At 63.9% G+C, this 18,901-nt stretch carries 17 protein-coding genes and 1 riboswitch; of the genes, 5 read left to right on the top strand and 12 right to left on the bottom strand.

What is annotated here, in order from left to right:
• Positions 1–55 precede the first annotated feature (55 nt).
• The 6 genes from APH30_RS07495 to APH30_RS07470 form a co-directional block, all read right to left on the bottom strand.
• Entirely contained in the window at positions 56–748 is a 693-nt protein-coding gene (locus APH30_RS07495; protein WP_009682688.1) for a sensor histidine kinase KdpD, read from the bottom strand.
• Entirely contained in the window at positions 745–2,352 is a 1,608-nt protein-coding gene (locus APH30_RS07490; protein WP_054912111.1) for a response regulator, read from the bottom strand. The genes APH30_RS07495 and APH30_RS07490 overlap by 4 nt, the downstream gene beginning before the upstream one ends.
• Before the next feature lie 158 nt (positions 2,353–2,510).
• A complete protein-coding gene (locus APH30_RS07485) occupies positions 2,511–5,228 on the bottom strand; it encodes a LuxR C-terminal-related transcriptional regulator (protein WP_054912107.1) in 2,718 nt (905 codons plus the stop codon).
• Positions 5,229–5,677: 449 nt separating this feature from the next.
• Positions 5,678–7,042, bottom strand: a complete 1,365-nt coding sequence (locus APH30_RS07480) for a DUF1329 domain-containing protein (RefSeq protein WP_054881702.1) — start codon at positions 7,040–7,042, stop codon at positions 5,678–5,680.
• Positions 7,043–7,067: 25 nt separating this feature from the next.
• Positions 7,068–8,954, bottom strand: a complete 1,887-nt coding sequence (locus APH30_RS07475) for a DUF1302 domain-containing protein (protein WP_054912106.1) — start codon at positions 8,952–8,954, stop codon at positions 7,068–7,070.
• A gap of 332 nt (positions 8,955–9,286) precedes the next feature.
• A complete protein-coding gene (locus APH30_RS07470) occupies positions 9,287–10,969 on the bottom strand; it encodes a fatty acid--CoA ligase (RefSeq protein WP_054912105.1) in 1,683 nt (560 codons plus the stop codon).
• A 210-nt stretch (positions 10,970–11,179) separates the two neighbouring features.
• On the opposite strand from APH30_RS07470, the gene APH30_RS07465 reads away from it, so the two are divergent.
• The 3 genes from APH30_RS07465 to APH30_RS07455 all read left to right on the top strand — a co-directional run bounded on the left by APH30_RS07465 (position 11,180) and on the right by APH30_RS07455 (position 14,049).
• On the top strand, positions 11,180–12,145 hold the full coding sequence (locus APH30_RS07465) for a 2-hydroxyacid dehydrogenase (RefSeq protein WP_029887160.1): 966 nt from the start codon (positions 11,180–11,182) through the stop codon (positions 12,143–12,145).
• Positions 12,146–12,199: 54 nt separating this feature from the next.
• Positions 12,200–13,198, top strand: a complete 999-nt coding sequence (locus tag APH30_RS07460) for a class I SAM-dependent methyltransferase (protein ID WP_009682937.1) — start codon at positions 12,200–12,202, stop codon at positions 13,196–13,198.
• 39 nt (positions 13,199–13,237) lie between these two features.
• Positions 13,238–13,376: riboswitch (yybP-ykoY riboswitch) on the top strand.
• A gap of 88 nt (positions 13,377–13,464) precedes the next feature.
• Positions 13,465–14,049 (top strand): TMEM165/GDT1 family protein, encoded by a 585-nt coding sequence (locus tag APH30_RS07455; RefSeq protein WP_009682938.1) that lies wholly within the window; start codon positions 13,465–13,467, stop codon positions 14,047–14,049.
• A gap of 43 nt (positions 14,050–14,092) precedes the next feature.
• Here APH30_RS07455 and APH30_RS07450 read toward each other — a convergent pair whose 3' ends face one another.
• The 4 genes from APH30_RS07450 to APH30_RS07435 all read right to left on the bottom strand — a co-directional run bounded on the left by APH30_RS07450 (position 14,093) and on the right by APH30_RS07435 (position 16,089).
• Positions 14,093–14,911, bottom strand: coding sequence for a M48 family metallopeptidase (locus APH30_RS07450; RefSeq protein ID WP_054881704.1), 819 nt, complete (start codon positions 14,909–14,911; stop codon positions 14,093–14,095).
• 99 nt (positions 14,912–15,010) lie between these two features.
• Positions 15,011–15,631, bottom strand: coding sequence for an SOS response-associated peptidase (locus APH30_RS07445; protein WP_029887159.1), 621 nt, complete (start codon positions 15,629–15,631; stop codon positions 15,011–15,013).
• A gap of 15 nt (positions 15,632–15,646) precedes the next feature.
• Positions 15,647–15,907 (bottom strand): putative signal transducing protein, encoded by a 261-nt coding sequence (locus tag APH30_RS07440; RefSeq protein ID WP_029887158.1) that lies wholly within the window; start codon positions 15,905–15,907, stop codon positions 15,647–15,649.
• Positions 15,907–16,089: a CPXCG motif-containing cysteine-rich protein gene (locus tag APH30_RS07435; protein WP_009682943.1), complete on the bottom strand. Its 183-nt coding sequence runs from the start codon at positions 16,087–16,089 to the stop codon at positions 15,907–15,909. Before APH30_RS07435 ends, APH30_RS07440 begins: the two co-directional genes overlap by 1 nt.
• A 124-nt stretch (positions 16,090–16,213) precedes the next feature.
• Here APH30_RS07435 and APH30_RS07430 point away from each other — a divergent pair, with 124 nt between their 5' ends.
• Entirely contained in the window at positions 16,214–17,380 is a 1,167-nt protein-coding gene (locus APH30_RS07430) for a 1-acyl-sn-glycerol-3-phosphate acyltransferase (protein ID WP_054912104.1), read from the top strand.
• A 34-nt stretch (positions 17,381–17,414) separates the two neighbouring features.
• Here the strand turns inward: APH30_RS07430 and APH30_RS07425 are convergent, their stop codons facing one another.
• On the bottom strand, positions 17,415–17,675 hold the full coding sequence (locus tag APH30_RS07425) for a hypothetical protein (protein ID WP_054912103.1): 261 nt from the start codon (positions 17,673–17,675) through the stop codon (positions 17,415–17,417).
• A 160-nt stretch (positions 17,676–17,835) separates the two neighbouring features.
• Here APH30_RS07425 and APH30_RS07420 point away from each other — a divergent pair, with 160 nt between their 5' ends.
• The gene (locus APH30_RS07420; RefSeq protein WP_009682946.1) at positions 17,836–18,042 is read left to right on the top strand and encodes a hypothetical protein; all 207 of its coding nucleotides are present in this window, start codon (positions 17,836–17,838) and stop codon (positions 18,040–18,042) included.
• A 95-nt stretch (positions 18,043–18,137) separates the two neighbouring features.
• Here the strand turns inward: APH30_RS07420 and APH30_RS07415 are convergent, their stop codons facing one another.
• On the bottom strand, positions 18,138–18,722 hold the full coding sequence (locus APH30_RS07415) for a YajG family lipoprotein (protein WP_029886852.1): 585 nt from the start codon (positions 18,720–18,722) through the stop codon (positions 18,138–18,140).
• Positions 18,723–18,901 lie beyond the last annotated feature (179 nt).

The following is an 18,901-nucleotide window of genomic DNA, read 5'->3' as shown; positions in this document are numbered from 1 at the left end:
AGCCGGGGTTCTGCGCAAAGCCTGCCAGGAAAAGCCGGCAGGTGCACCCCAATCCCTACGGCAGAAACAACTTGAACAAGCCTCCGCCCAGTGCACCGCCATTGGAGATCTCGATGCGCCCACGCACCCCGCCACTTTCATGCAGCGCGGCAATGCGTGCAGCAAAGTACAGCCCCAGGCCGGTGCTGCCGCTGGTCGAGTCGATACCCTGGGTATATTCCTCCTGGCGGTCGAGCATGCGCTGTGGATAACCCGGGCCGTCATCGTTCACGCAAATGGCCAGCTGGTTGTCGGCCTCCTCGATGCTGATCAACAACGCATGCCCGGCAAAACGTGTGGCATTGGTGATGACGTTGGCGATCACCGAGGCCACCAGCTCGCGGTCGAAGAAACCCAGCGGGTTATCCGTGTCGATGCGCCAGGTGGCGAGAATATCGTTGTGCTTGAGCACTTCCTCATGCGCCGCCAGCTGGGCCTCGATGAAGTCGTCCAGTTCGTGGTAGTCCGGGCACACCGGCAGCTGGTTCACACCAAGCTTGTACAACCCCAGCAGCTGCACCAGCATGCCGTTGAGGTGACGAAACTCATGCTCCATGATCCCTTGCTCGGCCCCGCCGCGCAGTTCCTCGGGCAGGCGCTCCACCCACTGGCCGTGGCACTGGATCAACGCCGCCAGGGAGCTTTTGAGGTCGTGCACGGTGGAGGCGATCACCGTGGAAAAATCCAGCCCCTGATTGTCTTGATTCATGCGCCGAACACTCGGATGTGCAGTTTGCGGTAACGGTCATAGCGATTGTCGCTGGCAGGGATACCGGCCACGCTGGTCAAGGCGTCGCGGCATTCCTGCATGATCGCGGGCTGGGGGGTTTCACCACCAATGCGCAGCAGCGCCTGGGCGGTGTTCAGGGCGATGCTGATGTTCCTGGGCTGTAGACCCAGCGCCTTGCGGAACAGTTGCAACGCCTCGCCGAGCTGCCCTCCCTGGTAACTGCGCACACCCTGGCGATTGAGGGTGACCGCTTCGGTAATGGCGTTGAGCACACTCGGGTCGTCCGTCAACTTGCCCACTCTTTCCATGACCTTGAGGTCATCGCCATAACTTTCCACACAGCTTTTCAGTACGCCGATGGCGGCGGCTTCCTGGCCCATCGCCTGCAACTGCGCGGCGACGGTGAGGGCCGAATCGACCGAGAAGAACTGGTTCATCTTGTCCAGGCGCAGAATGGCCTGATCGGTCAGCTTGGCAGCCGTTTCCGGGTCACCGGCCTGTTGCAGGCTGGCGGCCTTCATCATCCGCGCACGCACCTGCAAGCCTTGGTCTTCGGGGTTTTCCTTGGCCACTTCGCTGAGCGTGGTGTTGATCTCGACGCGGGTACGGGCGTCCAGGCCAAAGCCTGCATTCTTGCTCATCAGCGCCTGCACCAGGCCCAGGTTGTTTTCCGGGTCTTTGTAGCGCGAACTCTGCCCTTGGTTCACCGCATGGCGGAAGGCCTTGGAAGCGCTTTCGAAGTCTTCGTTTTCCAGCGCCAGCTTGCCCAGGGTCGACTGCCGCCGCACCGACAATGGCGACAGGCGCACTGCCTCTTCCAGCAGGCTCTGCGCACGCTTGCTTTCGCCTTGGGCCACCAGCACTTCGGCCATGCCATCGTACAAGGCTGGCATGATCGGGAAGGCTTTGAGCGCCTGCTCGTATACGCCCTGGGCCTGGGCATTCTGGCCACGTTTGTGCATCAAGGCCCCCAGCGCCGCGTACACCCACGGTTGCGGGCGGCTGGCGAGAATGGCCTTGAGGAATTTCTCCAGCTCATCGAAGCGGTTGAGGTTGCGCAAGGCATCGGCCCGGTAGCGCAGACACAGCGGTGCCAGGCGCGGGTCCCGTTTGCACAGCTCGGCGCATGCCGCCAGCACCTCGCCCGGGCGGTTGCGGTCCAGCGCCTGCAATATCGGCTTGAGCAGGGTTTTGCGCTGGAACAGCTTCTCGACCCGCTGGGCCAGCCCCACGCGGTTGAACGGCTTGGTCAGGTAGGCGTCGGGCTCGTGCTCGATGGCACTGAGAACGATGGCCTGGCTGCTCTCGGCGGTGACCATGATGAACACGCACTCATGGCTGATATGCTTGTCGATGATCAGGTCTTCGAGTACCTGCTGGCCGTTCTTCTTGCCATCGCCCAGGTGAAAGTCCTGCAGGATGAAGTCATAGCGCTTCTGCGCGCACATGCGCAGCGCCTGCTCGCCGCTGTCGGCGGTGTCGACGTCGCGCACACCCAACTCGCGCAACATGGACCGGGTCGACGTGCGAAAGTCGGTGAAATCGTCGACGATCAGAAAGCTCTTTTGCCCGTACTGCAGCATCAACACGACCTGCCCTGGAATGATTGAAAAATCGCGCGAGGCGATGCCACCGATCGCTGTATCGGCAGCTGGCCGGGAAAGATGAGCATCGAGCATTATCGGCCGCGAACATGGCCCGAGGCCATTACTTTAACGGGCGGTAGCCAGCACCGCCAGCACTACGCCAGCAACCCCAGTGACTTGGCCTTGGCCACAGCCTGGGTCCGCCGCTCCACGCCCAGCTTGCTGTTGATATGGCTGGCGTGGGTTTTGACCGTGTGCAAGGAAATGAACAAGCGCTCGCTGATCTGCTGGTTGGAGCAGCCTTGGGCGATCAGTTCGAGCACTGCCAGCTCCCGCCCGCTCAGGGCCTCGCTGCTACCGCATGGGGCGCTTGGCAACGCTGGCAAATGCCCCAGCAGGTCGGCCTGCACCGGGCAGCCGGCCCTGGCCAGCAACTGCTCCTGCAGCCACTGCGGGTGCCGTTGCAGCAACGGCTGGAACGGTTGCAGCACGCCCCCGCGTGCGGCCTCCAGCAAGCCGGGCAGCAACTGCGCGGCATGGCCATCGCGGCCTTCGTCCAGCAACAGCAGCATCCACTGGCTGAGCGCGCTGACGGTGAGCATCATGCCGCCGCTGGCCTGGCCGCGCTCCACCAGCCCGGCCAGGCGCTCGAGCGCCTCTGTGCGGCGTGACAGCACACGTTCGAGCAGCGCCTGCTGCAGGGCGATATGCACCGGCAGCAGCGGGTGAAACTCTGGCGCCGCCGCCGGCTGCTCACCGCCATAGGTCTGGCCCAGGCGCAGCAACCAGGACTCGGCCAGGTCGACGCGCCCCTGGGCCAGCCACAGCTCGCATTTGACCAGGGTGATCATGGCCAGGTAGTAAACCGGCGGCACGTCCCAGATATGCATCAGCCGCTCTGCCTCGGCCAGTTCGGCAAAGGCCTCGGCGAACTGCCCGTCGCGCCCATCGAGGGTGGCAATCACGCAGTGGCCGATAAGCACGCTGATGTCGCGGCAGGCACGTGCCTCGCCCAACCCCGCGCGCAAGCGTGCACGGCCCTGGGCCGGTTGCAGGCGCGAGACCAGCAGGTAGCCTTCATACAGCGTCAGGCGGGCGCGCACCGCATACAGCCTCTGCGCCGAGAGCCCTTGCAGACGCTGCAGCCCCTGGCGCACTTCATCCAGTGCGCGCAGCACCTCGCCACGGGCGTGCAACACCCGCGCCCGGTCATAATGCGCCAACGCCTCGAACAACGGGTTGCCGACCCGCTGGGCGAGCTCCAGCGCCTCACGGTTCCAGCCACGGGCGCGCCAGAAGTCGCCATCGGCAATCGCCAGGTTGGACAACGTCGACAAACAGACCAGGCGCTGCCCATAGCGCTTGCCGGGCAGGCTCTGCAGGGCTTCGCCACAATAGGCCAGGGTCCGCTCACGATCTCCGCGGCCACGGGCGATGACACCGCTCAGTGCCAGCCACTGGGCCAGCATGGACTTTTGCGCGGTCGCCGAAGGTGCAGGCAGGAAGCGGCTGAGGTGGCCTGCCAGTTCTTCAGCCGCGTCCAGCTGGCAGGCCAGGCCCAGCGCCCAGCTGTACAGCACGATCAGCCGCGGGGTGCTGATCAGCAGGCTGTCGGGCAGGTCCATCTTCCAGCGCAGCAGCATGCCGACATTCTGTTCGGCCAGCAGTTGTTCCTCGGACAGGCTCTGTACCAGGTCGGCAGCGACGTCGAGGTGGCCGGCACGCAGGGCCTGCTCCACGGCTTCATCCAGCAACCCCTGGCGCTCGAACCAGCGGCAGGCACGCAGGTGCAGGTCAGCCAGTGGCTCACTGGCCTGGCGGCTGCGCAGCAGGTCGGAGAACAGGTGGTGGTAGCGGAACCAGTGGCCATGCTCGTCAAGCGGTACCAGGAACACCTGGTGTGCCTGCAAGAAGCGCAGGATCGCGGCGCTGTCGTCGCGCCCCCGCAATGCATCGCACAGCGGGGCACAGAAACGCTCCTGGCAGGCGGTTTCATCGAGGAAGGCCTGCACGTCGGCAGGCAGCATGTCGATGACCTCTTCGAGCAGATAGTCGCGGATCAGGCCCTCGCCCCCGTGCAGGGCCTGTGGCAAGGCCTGCTCGTCGGCGCTCTCGCTGACCGCCAGTTGCCAGAAGCGCAACCCTGCCACCCACCCGTCGCTGCGCTGGATCAGGTTGTCCAGCGCCTGGCCTCGCAAGCCGTTGGGCTGGCGACCGATCACCGCCAGCGCTTCTTCGGCGGTCAGCCGCAGCTCCTGTTCGTTGAGCTCGACCAACTGCCGTGACAGGCGCAGACGTGCCAGGTGCCAGTCCGGCCGCTGCCGGCTGGTAACCAGCAACACCAGGCCCGGCGGCAAATGGTTGAGGAAAAACTGCAGGCAGCGGTCGAGTACCGGCCCCTGGGCCAGGTGATAGTCGTCGAGCACCAGCAGCAACGGCGTATCGGCACGCAGGTACTGCGCCAGCTCGTCGAGCAGGCCATCGAGCCACTCCTCGAAGGCGAATGGCTGATGGCGCTGGCGCATTTTCAACAGGCCCATGGCCTGGCCGCCCAAGGCCGGGCAGTACTGCTGCAGGCCTTCGAGCAGCCGCTCGAGAAAGCGCCCAGGGTCGGCATCGCGCTGGCTCAGGCCCAGCCAGAGGCTGCGCCAGTGATCGGGCAGCGACTCGCAGAACTCGATGGCCAGCGAGCTCTTGCCGAAGCCGGCCGGCGCATTGACCAGCAGCAAGCGGCCACCAAGGCCGGCGTACAAGCGCTGGCACAAACGCGGGCGCGGCACGTGCCCGTCCGGCAATGGCGGCCGGAAGAAACGCCCGTCCATCAGGCCCAAGGCCTGAGTCGCGAATCCATGCGTGCGGGACAGTTCTGTCATGGCCGGCTCGTTCTGGTTGGAAGACTACGGCGATATGGATGCCTGCGAGACTAGCCGGTAACGCTACGCATTTGAAGATGATGGAAACAATTGCCGTGGAAAAGACTGCGACAAAAAGCGACATGCCTGATGGACACGGGGGTGGGGGGCGGGTTTGGGCAGGTATTCAGCGGACTTATCGCCCGTTCAGGCTTGCACGCCGAAGGCATGGAGCCGCCAATGAAAACGCCCCGGTAAACCGGTAATGCTGTTCGCTCAAGCAACTGGGGCCGCATTGCGGCCCATCGCAGGCAAGCCAGCTCCCACAGGTACAGCGCAGGCCTCAAGAACTGCACGGTCCTGGTAGGAGCGGCCTTGTGTCGCGATGGGCTGCGCAGCAGCCCCAATCAGTGTGACATCACACACAAGTGAACAACATTACGGTAAACCGGCGCTTGAATGCGTTCTGCTCAGCGAATGCCGGACTGGCGCAGCGCCGCCGGTTGGAAGTCGGCTTTGCTGGCACTGAAGCCGAAGTCATAAGCACGCTTCTCTTCGTTCTTCATACCTAGCGCCAGGTAACGACCAGACTGCAGGTCGTAGATGGCCTCCAGGGTGTACCACGGTACCTCGACATTGTAGTAAGGCTGGGCATGCGCCTCGGACACGCGCCACAGCTGGCCACGGCCATCGTACTGGTCGATCACTGCGGCCTGCCAGGTGTCTTCGTCAATGTAGAAGTCACGCTTGGCGTAGATATGCCGCTGCCCCGGCTTCAGTGTGGCGACCACATGCCAGACACGGCGCAGCTCATAACGGGTCAGGTCCTGGTTGATGTGCCCGGCCTTGATGATGTCGGTGTACTTGAGCTTGGGGTCATCGAGCTTGAAGGCGTTGGAGGCGATGTACAGCTCCTTCTTGCCCTCCAGCTTCCAGTCATAGCGGTCTGGCGCGCCGTTGTACATGTCCAGGTTGTCCGACGTACGCAGGCCATCGGCGGCGGTACCCGGGCCGTCGTACGACACCTGTGGCGCCTGGCGCACTCGGCGCTGGCCGGCGTTGTAGATCCAGGCCTTGCGCGGATCCTTGACCTGGTCGAGGGTTTCGTGCACCAGCAGTACGGTACCGGCCAGACGCGCCGGGGCGGTAACTTCCTGCTTGAAGTAGAACAGGATGTTGCCCGGGTTGTTCGGGTCGTAATCCTTCATCTTGTCGCGGAAGACGAACTGGTCGGAAAAGTACACGGGGTTGAAGGAGCCGTTCTGTTGCGGCGTGGCCTGGGTAACCAGGCGGCTGACGCTGCCACCCCGGTAGCGGGTGATGTGGTTCCAGATCACCTCCAGGCCGTTTTTCGGAATGGGGAACGGTATCGCGGTGCGGAAGTTGCTCAGGCCGTTGCCGCCTTCCACCAGGGTGGTCTTGGTGGCGTTCTCCTTGATGGCGGCGAACACGTCGGCAGGCACGGTGGAACCGCGGTGGGTCTTGAATACCGGGATCTTGAAGGTGTCCGGGTAACGCTTGAGCATGGCCATCTGGCCTGGCGAGAGCTTGTCCTTGTACTGCTCGGCGTTTTGCGCAGTGATGGTGAACAGTGGCTTCTCACTGCCGTACGGGTCGGACAGGAAGCCTTTGCCATCGACGCTGCCTGCAGTTTTCGACAAGGGCTGCCATGGGCCGATCGAACCATCGGCGTTACCGGCCTTTTCGGCGCCCATCGGGGTCAGCGTGCTACCCAGCTTGGCCGCCTCGTCGGCGGATACCGCAGCCATGACGCTGGTCGCCAGCAGGGACAGGCCCAGCACACCGGCTTGCAGCAGACTTCTGGTCTTGTTCATGTCGTGTTGTCCTGGATCTGTGGGCTTAGAAGTTCACGCCGAAGCTGAGGGCGACGAAGTCGCGGTCATCCACGGTGCTGTACTTGCCGTCAAAGAAGTTGGTGTACGACAGGCTCGCCGTGTAGGTGTTCTGGTACTCGGCGTCCAGGCCCAGGCTGACTGCCTTGCGGCCTTCCTCGAAGTTGCCGCCAGGGCCTGGCGAATAGCCCGACACGTCGTGCGACCAGGCCACGCTCGGTTTCAGGTTGACCCCGGCGAACACGTCGTTGTAGTCCCAGATCACGCGGGCGCGGTAGCCCCACGAGGTGCTGGTGGTGTAGCCGTCGTTCTCGCAATTGCGGTTCAGGTTCGCGGTGGAGGCCCCCGCACCCGCGCCGGCGATGGTGCTGCTGTTGAGTGCCTGGCAGGTATCTGCGCCGCCGGTGGCGGGCAACGGGCCTGGGCCGAATACCGGGTCACGGCCGTAGCGGGTATCGTGCGCGTTCTCCAGGCCACCGACGTGGGTCACACCCAGCTCACCGACCACGGTCATGCGGCTGGCGCCCATCACCTGGTCGAAGAAGTGCGTGAGGGTCGTCTGGAACTGAGTGATCTCCTTGCGACGGTAGCCATGCAGGTCCTGGCCAGGGGTGCCTGTCAGCAGCGAGGCGTTGCTCAACGCGCCCCCAATCGGGCGAACCCCGGCAAACAGGATGTCCGTGGTATTGAGCTGCACCGGTGCGTTGGGCCGGTAGCTGATTTCGCCGCTCCAGGCGGTGCCAGTGGGCAATGTGGTGGAGAAGCTCAAGCCATACAGGCGAATGTCTTCCGGGTATTCGACGAAGTACTCGGAATTGCCGGCCACGATCAGCGGCGCCAGCGCCCGCAGTTGCGCAGGCAGCGCGCTGAGCCCTGCAAATACCGAAGGTGCGGCCCCTGTGGCGCTGAAGATTGGCGCACGGCTGTGGTAGTTCATGAAGTAGGCACCGAACTCGGTGTCCAGCGGCTCGAACATGTAGCGCATAGCCACACCGAACTGCCCGCTGTCACGCGCATCGCGGTCGGCACCACGGCGCACCATCACGCCCTCTTCGTTGATGTTCACACCGCGCGTGGCAAGAAACTGCTGGGCGGCGCCCGGTACCGTGCGGCTGCTGTTGAGCACGCGCAGGTTGTCGGTACAGCCATCGGCGATGATGTCGGGTTGCGAGAAGAACGTGCCGCAGTTGTCGACGACCGTCTGGTCCCACTCCAGCTGATAGAAGGCTTCGGCCGACAGGTTGTCGGTCAGGCTCTGGGAGATGTAGAACATGTTGACCGGAATCAGGCCTTCCTTGATCTCGGCACCCGGGCGGCGGAACGCCGACACGTCGATGGGGTTGATCGCGTTGATGCCGCCACCGATGAAGGTACTTTCGCCCCAACTGACCACCTGCTTGCCGAGGCGAACCGAGCCCGGCTGATCACCGATCGAGTAGTTGTGGTAGACGAAGGCGTCGAGCAGTTCGGCGCCGGACGACTTGGCCCCTTCCTTGCGGTTGGAATCGCTGATGTCCTTGAATTCGCGACCTTCGTCCTTCAGCTCGAAGTCATACCAGTACTTGCCGCGCACGAATACGCCGGTATCACCGTACTTGAGCTCCAGGTCGTGGATACCCTTGAAGATCTTGGAGAAGGTTTCGCCCTTCTTGAAGTTCAGGTGACCGTCGTCGGAGGTCTGCGACAGGCCCTTGCCGCCGTTGTTCACCCCGATCAGGTTCCGGTTGGGGTTGGCGGTCGACCAGCTGGCGCCAATGGAGAGCGACGAGTCGAACTGGCCTTCGATTTCACCGATGTTGAAACTGACAGCGAAAGCAGGACTTGCGAGCGTGGAAGCGATGCTGACGGCCAAGGGCAGCTTGGCCCGGCGCCAGAACGGATTTGCAGATTTCATCGACGCTACTCCATGTACTTTATTGTTATGGCAGTGAGTCCTTTCAAGAACGGCCCGAGTGACCGGTTTGCAGGCTTGCGCCTGCGGCGGCACGGCTAGCGCGTGACGCCCTCCCCCATTCCTGAAAATCCCCTGGCCCCGACTATAGCCAGCAAGGCACAGGCGCTTGATCCCTCTAAAGTGTGATTTGCGCTCCGTGCCAACCACTCTTTGGGTTTTTTCCTTGATCGCGTGCTGGCAGTGCTCAAGGATGGCGCATTTTTACCATTTGGCAAGGCGCCAGCCGCTCTAGAACGCGGGTCGCGTTCTGTCGCACGCGACCCGCCCCGGGTTTACAGGGTGGACAGGAAGGCGCTGTTGCTGGCCTGCCACTGCACGATGTCCTGGCGAATGCGCTTCTTGTCCAGCTTGCCGACACTGGTCTTGGGAATTTCAGTAACAACGGCGATCTGGCTGGGAATCGCCCATTTGTTGATATGGCCTTGCTCGACGAACGGCTTGAGGTGGTCCTTCAGCGCTTTCGCATCGATCGCCATGCCCTCGCGCACCACCAGCAGGGCAAACGGGCGCTCGCCCCACTGCGGGTCGGCCACCCCCACCACCGCGACTTCACGCACGGCCGGGTGGCGGCTGACCAGGTCTTCCAGGTCGAGTGACGACACCCACTCGCCACCGGTCTTGATCACATCCTTGATACGGTCGCGTATGTCGATGTAACCCATGTTGTCGAGGGTGGCGACGTCGCCGGTGTGCAGCCAGCCGCCCAGCCACAGCTCTTCGCTCTTTTCCGGCTCCTTGAAGTAACCCTGGGTCAGCCACGGTGCACGCAGCACCAGCTCGCCCTGGGTTTCGCCATCGGCGGGCAGGAAGTTGCCGTCGCCGTCGACAATCGCCGCCTCCACCAACGGTACCGGCACCCCGGCCTTGATACGGTAGGTGACGCGCTCATCCTCACTGCCGGCCTGCAACTCGTCGTTCAGGTGCGCGGCGGATATCAGCGGGCAGGTCTCGGACATGCCGTACGCTGCGGTCAGCTGGATGCCGCGGGCCAGCGCCGCCTGGTACACCGACCGGTTCAGCGAGCTGCCGCCGATGATGATCTTCCAGCCGCCGAAGTCCTGGCCTTGGGCAGTCGGGCAATTGAGCAGCATCTGCAGGATGGTCGGCACACAGTGGGAGAAGGTGACGTTCTCTTCACGCCACAGCCTGATCAGCATCTCGGGCTCGTAACGACCGGGATACACCTGCTTCATGCCGAGCATGGTGGCCGCGTAGGGAATGCCCCAGGCATGCACATGGAACATCGGCGTGATCGGCATGTAGACGTCATCGCTGCCCAGCAGGCGCACGCTGTCGATACTGCCGGTGACCGAAGCCTCGGCCAGGGTGTGCAGCACCAACTGCCGATGGGTGAAGTACACGCCCTTGGGGTTGCCGGTGGTGCCAGTGGTGTAGAACGTGGTCGCCACCGAGTTCTCGTCGAAGTCGGGGAAGTCGTAGCTCGGGCTGGCGGCGGCGAGCAGTTGTTCGTACTCACCCACCAGCCCGGGCAGGTCGGCGGCCTGGGCCGGGCCATCGGTCAGCAGTACGGTCTTGTCGACAGTGGTCAACTGCCCGGCGATGGCCTGGTACAGGCCGACAAAGTCACTGTTGACCAGCACCACACGGTCTTCGGCGTGGTTCATGGTGTAGAGGATCTGCTCGGGTGACAGGCGCACGTTGATGGTATGCACCACGGCGCCGATCATCGGGATGGCAAACATGCATTCCAGATAGCGGTGGCTGTCCCAGTCCATGACCGCCACGGTGTCACCGGCCTTCACACCGGCCTCGGTCAGCACGTTGGCCAGCCGGGCGATACGCTCGTTGAGCTGTGGGTAAGTCAGCCGCATCTGGTCGCGGTAGACGATTTCGCGGGTCTTTTCGTAGCGACTGCCAGACATCAGCAGGCGCTTGATCAGTAATGGATAGGCATAGGCGCCCTCGGCGGGCTTGATGATGCGGGTCTGCAACATGGGTATCCCTTTTCTTGGAAGCGGGCCGGAAAAGTCTGTGGGGAGCTGATCTGGGGAGTTACTGTAGTTCGCCAATGTGACGGCCAAATCAGCCGAAGGAATGATTTGCCTGGCCAAGGTATGAGCCGCAAGGCGTTGACGGGCGGCGAGGTTGAGCTGGACACTGCGCCGGGAGCCCCACCACAAACCCGCCCTGCCCAGGAGATGTTCATGCCCAGCCCGCGTCGCGCCGTGTTTCTCGACCACCAGTCCCTGGACCTCGGCGACCTGGATCTGTCGCCCCTGCAGCAGCAGTTCGACCAATTCGAGCTGTTCGCCGCCACCGCCCCGGAACAGGTCGCCGAGCGCCTGCAGGGCGCGGTCGCAGTGGTCAGCAACAAGGTTGTGCTCGACGCCGCCGTGCTGGCCGCCAACCCGCAATTGAAGCTGATTCTGGTGGCCGCCACCGGCACCAACAACGTCGACCTGGCCGCCGCCCGCGCCCAGGGCATCACGGTGTGCAACTGCCAGGGCTACGGCACGCCGTCTGTCGCCCAGCACACCCTCGCGCTGCTGCTGGCGCTGGCCACGCGGCTGTGCGACTACCACCAGGCGGTGGCAGAGGGGCAATGGGCCAAGGCCAACCAGTTCTGCCTGCTGGATTTCCCGATTGTCGAACTGCAGGGCAAAACCCTTGGCCTGCTTGGCCACGGTGAGTTGGGCGGCGCGGTGGCGCGGCTGGCCGAAGCGTTCGGCATGCGCGTACTGAGCGGGCTGATCCCCGGCCGCCCGCAGCGCGCCGACCGGCTGCCGCTGGAGGCGTTGTTACCGCAGGTTGACGCGCTGACCCTGCACTGCCCCTTGAACGAGCACACCCGGCACATGCTGGGGGCGCGCGAGCTGGCCCTGCTCAAGCCTGGGGCGCTGGTGGTGAACACCGCGCGCGGCGGCCTGATCGATGAGCAGGCCCTGGCCGATGCGCTTCGCAGTGGCCACCTGGGCGGCGCTGCCACCGACGTATTGAGCGTGGAGCCGCCGGTCAACGGCAACCCGCTGCTCGAAGCCGGTATCCCGCGCCTGATCATCACCCCACACAGCGCCTGGGGCGCGGTGGAGGCGCGCCAGCGTATCGTCGGCCAGCTCAGCGAGAACGCCCAGGCCTTTTTCGCCGGGCAGCCACGCCGCGTGGTCAGCTGAGCCAGGCGCCGGGCTCTGCTACACTGCGCCACTTTTTTCCAGGAGGCGTCGTTCATGGATCCGCGCAGTGAAGTATTGCTCCGCCAGGCGGAGCTGTTCCAGGGCCCGCTGCTGCTCGCAGGCGCCCCCGCCGACGGCTTGCTCGGGCAGTTGCCCGAAGCCCGCGCCTGGTCGTGGCACGCCGGCGACCAGGCCGTGCTCGAAGGCCGCTTTGCGGGCCGCAGCCAGTATGGCGTAGAGCCCCCAGCGGGCGCGTTCGACAGCGCCGTGCTGTTCCTGCCCAAATCCCGCGAATTGGCCGCCTACCTGCTCAACGCCCTGGCTTCCCGCCTGGCGGGTCGCGCGCTGTACCTGGTCGGTGAAAAACGCGGTGGCATCGAGGGCGCGGCCAAGCTGTTGCAGGCTTTCGGCAAGCCGCGCAAGCTCGACAGCGCGCGGCATTGCCAGCTGTGGCAGGTGACGGTCGACCAGGCCCCGCAGGCGACACCGCTGCAGAGCCTGGCGCAGCGCTTCGAACTGGCCCTGGAAGACGGCCCGCTGCAAGTGGTCAGCCTGCCCGGTGTGTTCAGCCACGGCCGCCTGGACCGCGGCACTGCGCTGCTGCTCAAGCACCTGGACAACCTGCCCAGCGGCCACATGCTGGACTTCGGTTGCGGTGCCGGGGTGCTGGGTGCCACGGTCAAGCGCCGTTACCCGCACAACCGGGTGACGTTGCTGGACGTGGATGCCTTCGCCGTGGCGGCCAGCCGTCTGACCCTGGCTGCGAACGGCCTGGAAGGTGAGGTGATCAGCGGTGATGGCATTGATGCAGCACCGCTCGACCTGAGCCTGATTCTTAGCAACCCGCCGTTCCATACCGGGGTGCACACCAATTACCAGGCCTCGGAAAACTTGCTGAGAAAATTGGCGGTTCATCTGCGAAAAGGGGGCGAAATGCGCTTGGTTGCCAATAGCTTCCTGCGCTACCAGCCGCTGATCGAAGGGGCGCTGGGCAACTGCCAGATACGCGACGAGGCGGAAGGCTTCCGAATCTACCAGGCCGTGCATGGCTGAAAACAGCGCTTGCCGAAAGCGTTTTGCCAAGGCAGAATCCGCTCCGTCCTAGGGGAGTAGTCTCCCGCGAGCCCACCGCTCGCCCGGTACGCGTCAACATACTTGGTCCACAGACCATGGCGCGTGCGACCCCCATGCCCACGTGCATGGAGAGATCCGCATAGACGGATCCGGGGTTTGACAAGACCTATGACACGCACACCTTACCCGGGGCGGGAAGGCTGTACGTGTCATAGCCGTGTCGACCCGCCCCCGTAGGAATCCTGATGCTGGAATCTCTGTTGGTCCCCACCGCCATCGTTGCGCTCGCCGAAATCGGCGACAAGACGCAGCTGCTCGCACTCATTCTCGCCGCGCGCTTCCGCAAGCCCTGGCCGATCATTGCCGGTATCATCGCCGCCACCCTGGCCAACCATGCCGCAGCCGGTGCCGTAGGGGCGTGGGTCGGTAGCTTCTTCAGCGATTCGGCCCTGCACTGGATCCTGGCCGCGAGCTTCACCGCCACGGCGCTCTGGACCCTGGTACCGGACAAAATGGACGATGACGAGAACCCGGCGCGCCGCTTCGGCCCGTTCCTGACCACGCTGATTGCGTTCTTCCTCGCCGAAATCGGTGACAAGACCCAGGTCGCGACCGTGATGCTGGCGGCCCAATACCCGCACCTGATCATGGTCATCATCGGCACCACCCTGGGCATGCTGATTGCCAACGTACCCGTGGTGCTGGCGGGCAACTTTGCAGCCGACAAGCTGCCGCTGACGCTGATCCGTCGCCTGGCGGCCGCGGCGTTCTTCGTACTGGCGATCGTGGCCGTGTACTCGGCGATGAAGGCCAGTGGCTGGGTCGGGTAACCGGAAAACACGGGGGCGCCGTGCGCCCCCACGCTTCAGGCGATCATGGCTTGGCCGCGGCCTGATACAGCGGCATCACCTTCGGAATGGCCGCCTGCAGCGAGGCAATGCGGCTGGAAGATGCCGGGTGAGTGCTCATGAACTCGGGCGGGGCGCCTTCGGACGCCTTGCTCATCTTGTTCCACAAGGTGATTGCGGCGTTCGGGTCGTAGCCGGCACGGGCCGACAACTCCAGGCCGATCAGGTCGGCTTCGTTTTCGTTGGCCCGGCTGTTGGGCAGGGTCATGGCGTAGTTCACCACGGTGTCGGCCATGGCCATGCTGTTCTGGCCCAGGCCAAAGATGGCACCCGCCCCCTGGCGCGCCATTTCCACACCATAGGCCTTGGACATCGCCTCGCGGCTGTGCTCACGCAGGGCGTGGGCGATTTCGTGACCGACAACGGCGGCAATTTCCGCATCGGTGAGCTTGAGCTGATCGATCAGGCCGGTATACACGATGATCTTGCCGCCAGGGCCGCAGTTGGCGTTCAGTTCGTCGCTCTTGATCACGTTGACTTGCCAGTCCCACTGCGCGGAATCCGGGCGGAACTTGGGGGCCTGGGCAATCAGCCGGCTGGCGATGGCCTGCACACGCTTGGCATCGGCACTGGACTTGTCGAGCACCCCCTTGCTGGAGGCTTCACCGAGGGTCTGCTGGTACGACTGGGCGTACATCTGGTTGACTTCATCGGTGGAGAGCATGCTGAACATGTACTGCTGGCGCTCGACGCCGACAGCACCGCCACTGGTGGTATTCACCGCCTGGCAGCCGCCCAGCACGATGCCAGCACTCAACAGGCTGACGACAAAAGACTTACGCATGAAAACACTCCCTTTTTTGCATGCGCCGTATCCTAGGCCGACTCGCCGGTAGCCGCCATAGCCGCAGGGAAGATTTTCATCACCAGCACCGGCCACCCATCAAAGCGGGGTAAGACACTCCGGCGCATCCAGCTTCGGGTCATTGACGAAATTCGCCAAGGCCCTTTCGCGCAGTGGCGCAGGCGGGCTGGCCAGCAGTTCGTGCAAGCGGGTAACCGGCGTATCCGGATCGAGCCAGGCAGCCTGGCCCGCATCGTCGAGGATCAGCGGCCGGCGCTGGTTCATGGCCGCCTGGGTCACCACCGCGCAACTCAGCCACACCTGGTCCTGCACGGGGTAGGCTTCCCATATGGCCGCAAAGTACAACGAGGCGCCCTCCCCCGGCGTCAGCCAATAAGGACGCTTGCGTACCGTGCCCCGCCACTCGTAAAAGCCGTTGGCCGGCATCAGGCAGCGGCGCTGGCGAAACGCCTCACGGAACATCGGTTGCTCGGCCAGGGTTTCGGCGCGGGCATGAGCGGGGGTGCGGGACAGGTCGGTGAGCCACGCCGGGGTCAGCCCCCAACGCGCCATGGCCAGCTGCTGCTGGCCGTCAAGCTGGCGCTGGATCAGCACCGATGCCCCAGGTGCGATATTCCATTGGGCCGGCTGGCCCGCGGGGAACCCCGGCAGACTGGCAAGGGCCTGGGGCCAGCGAAACAGGGCGTAACGTCCACACATGAGCGAATTCAGAACCTAGCAGATCAAGGTACCGGGGATACTCTCCGGTTCGTCGCCAACCAGTGGCTGGGCCTCATTGTACGCATCGATCAGCTGCCGTGCGTACTCGGCCTGCTCATCGGCGACCGCAAGCCCTAGCAACCCTTGCATGGGCAGCTCGCCGACTGCACCGATCAGGTCACGGCCCACCACCTGCACCGCGATGCCTTCACTGGCGAGCATCCCGGCCAGCATTTCGGCTTCAAGCAGGTTTTCCGGTTCGTAGATCCGCCGCATCATTCGTTCTCGCCGTAGACATCCAGCATCCATTCCTCGCCATGCACCTGCAGCACGAAACGAATCGGCCTGCAGCACACCTGGCAGTCCTCGATGTACTCCTGATCGCCACCGGACAGGTCCACCGTGGTTTCGACCTCTTCACCGCAATAAGGGCAATCGTAGAACGCAGTTTCGAGCATCGCGGCCTCCGGGGTGACTTATGCGTATAATTGTCGGTCTGTTTACGGGGCCCGTGTGCGTCCGAGCCGTTTTTCGGAGCCTGCCCCTGTTTATTACCCTAGCCGTTTCCAACAAGAGAGCATGATGGGCGAATTCGATGCCATCCGACCCTACGACGACGCTGAGGTACCTGCGGTTCTGGCCCGCCTGCTCAGCGACCCGGCATTCCTCGATATCCTCACCCACTTCCGCTTCCCGCGGGCAGCCGGGGCTTTCGGCTGGCTGCTCAAACCGCTGATCGCCCGCCGCCTGCGCAAGGAATTCGCCGGTGTGACCTGCGTTTCCACCCTGCAGGACAAGGTCGAGTACTACGTTGACCAGACCATCGACCGCGCCACCGACGGCGTCACCTATTCCGGGGTGGAGCAGTTGAAGGCAGGTACGGCCTACCTGTTCCTGGCCAACCACCGCGACATCGTGATGGACCCGGCCTTCGTCAACTATGCGGTGTACCACGCCGGCCTGCCCACGCCGCGCATCGCCATTGGCGACAACCTGCTGCAAAAGCCGTTCGTCAGCGACATGATGCGCCTGAACAAGAGTTTCATCGTGCACCGTTCGATCAGCGGGCGCCGTGAAAAGCTGGCGGCTTATCAGCTGCTCTCGGCCTACATCAACCACTCGATCCGCAACGACGCCACCTCGATCTGGATCGCCCAGGCCGAGGGCCGCGCCAAGGACGGTGACGACCGCACCGACTCGGCGATCCTCAAGATGTTCCACATGAGCCGCAAGGACGAGGCGTTTGGCGCCGTCATCCAGAGCCTGAACCTGACACCGGTGTCGATCAGCTACGAGTACGACCCGTGCGACCAGGCCAAAGCCCGCGAGCTGTATATCCGCGCCACCACTGGCAGCTACCAGAAGGCCCCAGGTGAGGACGACAACAGCATTGCCAAGGGCATTACCGGCTACAAGGGCCGGGTGCACATCAACTTCGCGCCACCGGTGACCGAGTACTACGAGGATACCAAGCAGCTGGCCGCGGAGATCGACCGCCAGATCCTGGCTGGCTACCGCTTGTTCCCGGTGCATTACCTGGCCTACGCAATGTGGGAGGGTAAGGACGAAGCCCTGCAGGTACCTGGCGCCGAACAGGTGTTCCCGGCCGACGAACTGGCCAAGGCCAAGGAAGAATGGCAACGTCGGCTGGCGGCCTGCCCTGAAGAGCAGCGGCCGTACCTGGTATTGCAGTATGCGACACCGGTGCGCAACCAGTACCAGGTCAGGCAGCAGGCGCCGGTTGCCTGACCGATTGCAGGGGCTGCCTTGCAGCCCCGCAATCTCACACCCAGGTGCTGAGCCAGGACAGCAGCAGCGCCATGGCCAGGCAAGCGAAGCCCAGAATGTAGAAGTACTTGGGCACCCGCAGGTCGAAGGCATCCACTACCCCCTCCTCGAGCGCCAGGCTCTCGCGGGTTTCGGCCGCGCGCCGCCGCGCGCTTTGCAGCAGCAACCCGCCCGGGCAGGTCAGCAGCAGCGCCAGCACATTGATCAACTTGGTGGGATGGGCGGCCAGAAAACCCCAAAGCACTTGCAAGGACATCACGCAACCTCGGTGTAAGCGACGGCGAAGGCCCGCATTCTACGCAACTCGCCCTTCGCTGCCCGGCATTGGCGACAAACTGTCATTTAATTTCATCTGTCATCGGCTCGTCATCTGAGCAGGCCACCCTGTCGACCTTCCCATGAACCGGAGCTACTTCATGCTGCACGCCGAAAACCAGGACCGCCTTTATCTCGTTGCCCAAAGCGAGGAGCAACAGGCGCTGATCGATGGTTTTGCCATCAATGTGCAAGACCGCCAGTGGCTGGTCTACTGCGCGCTGGGCGGGCATGTGCATGCAGACCTGCCGGAGGTGGACGCCGGCACTGGCTTCAGCCTGCTGGATTTCCACATAGAGGCGGCGTGAACCTGCGCCGGCCACCCCACCGGCAAGCGTGGGCGAGGCACAAAAAAAACCGCTGCCTGGCGACCAGGCAGCGGGTTTTCAGCAGCGCAGAGGGCTTACTGGGCCAGGATCTGGCCAATGCTCGGGTCTTTGAACATGCGGGTCAGCGCATCGCTCAGAACGTCGCCTACCAACTGGGTGTTGGTGTCCTGGTTCGGTGCCATGCCAAAGCGCTGGTCGAGCGACGCGCCGTAACGGCCGCTGTAGCTGCGGCCGCCATTCTTCACGTCGGCACGGAAGGTGGCACCGATCGTGGCTTCGGTCACGTACAGGTTGTCTTTGGGCGACTGGTACTTCAGCTCGGCCAGGGTCACGGTCAACTGCGGCGCGTTGTAGGCGTTGGCCGTAGGCGTGAAGCCGAGCAGGCGCACAGCCGCTTCAGCCTGGGCCTGCAGCTTGGGCACCACGTCGTTGCCACTGACGCTGATGGTGCTGGTTTCAGGGTACATGCCACCACGGGTACCCAGCGACTGCGATGGGCGACCGTCAACCACCCGGACCACCACCGGCTGGCCATGACCGACCGGCGCGAGTTGGGCCTTGAGCGTGGGTTGCGGGTTGAGTTGTTGCGGGCTGTGGGCACAACCGACCAGGCTGAGGCTGGCCACGGCAAGCAAACCGAACAACAGACGTTGCAACATGCGCGTTTCTCCAGAAAATGCGGCTAAGGCGCACAGTATACCCAGCCCCGCATCGGCCAGTCATCGGTCCCAGCCCGCTTGTGACAATGCTTTCATGCACTGCCCGGGCCTGTACTTTGCGCCTGTGCAAGCCAGCACTGGCAGCCGCGCATGCGCCTGGCCTGACAAACGCTGCAATA

The organism is Pseudomonas sp. NBRC 111127 (assembly GCF_001320345.1).
In the GTDB taxonomy this organism is placed as follows: domain Bacteria; phylum Pseudomonadota; class Gammaproteobacteria; order Pseudomonadales; family Pseudomonadaceae; genus Aquipseudomonas; species Aquipseudomonas juntendi.
The sequence above is the reverse complement of the archived record's forward strand: the minus strand, read 5'-3'. Positions and strand labels throughout refer to the sequence as shown.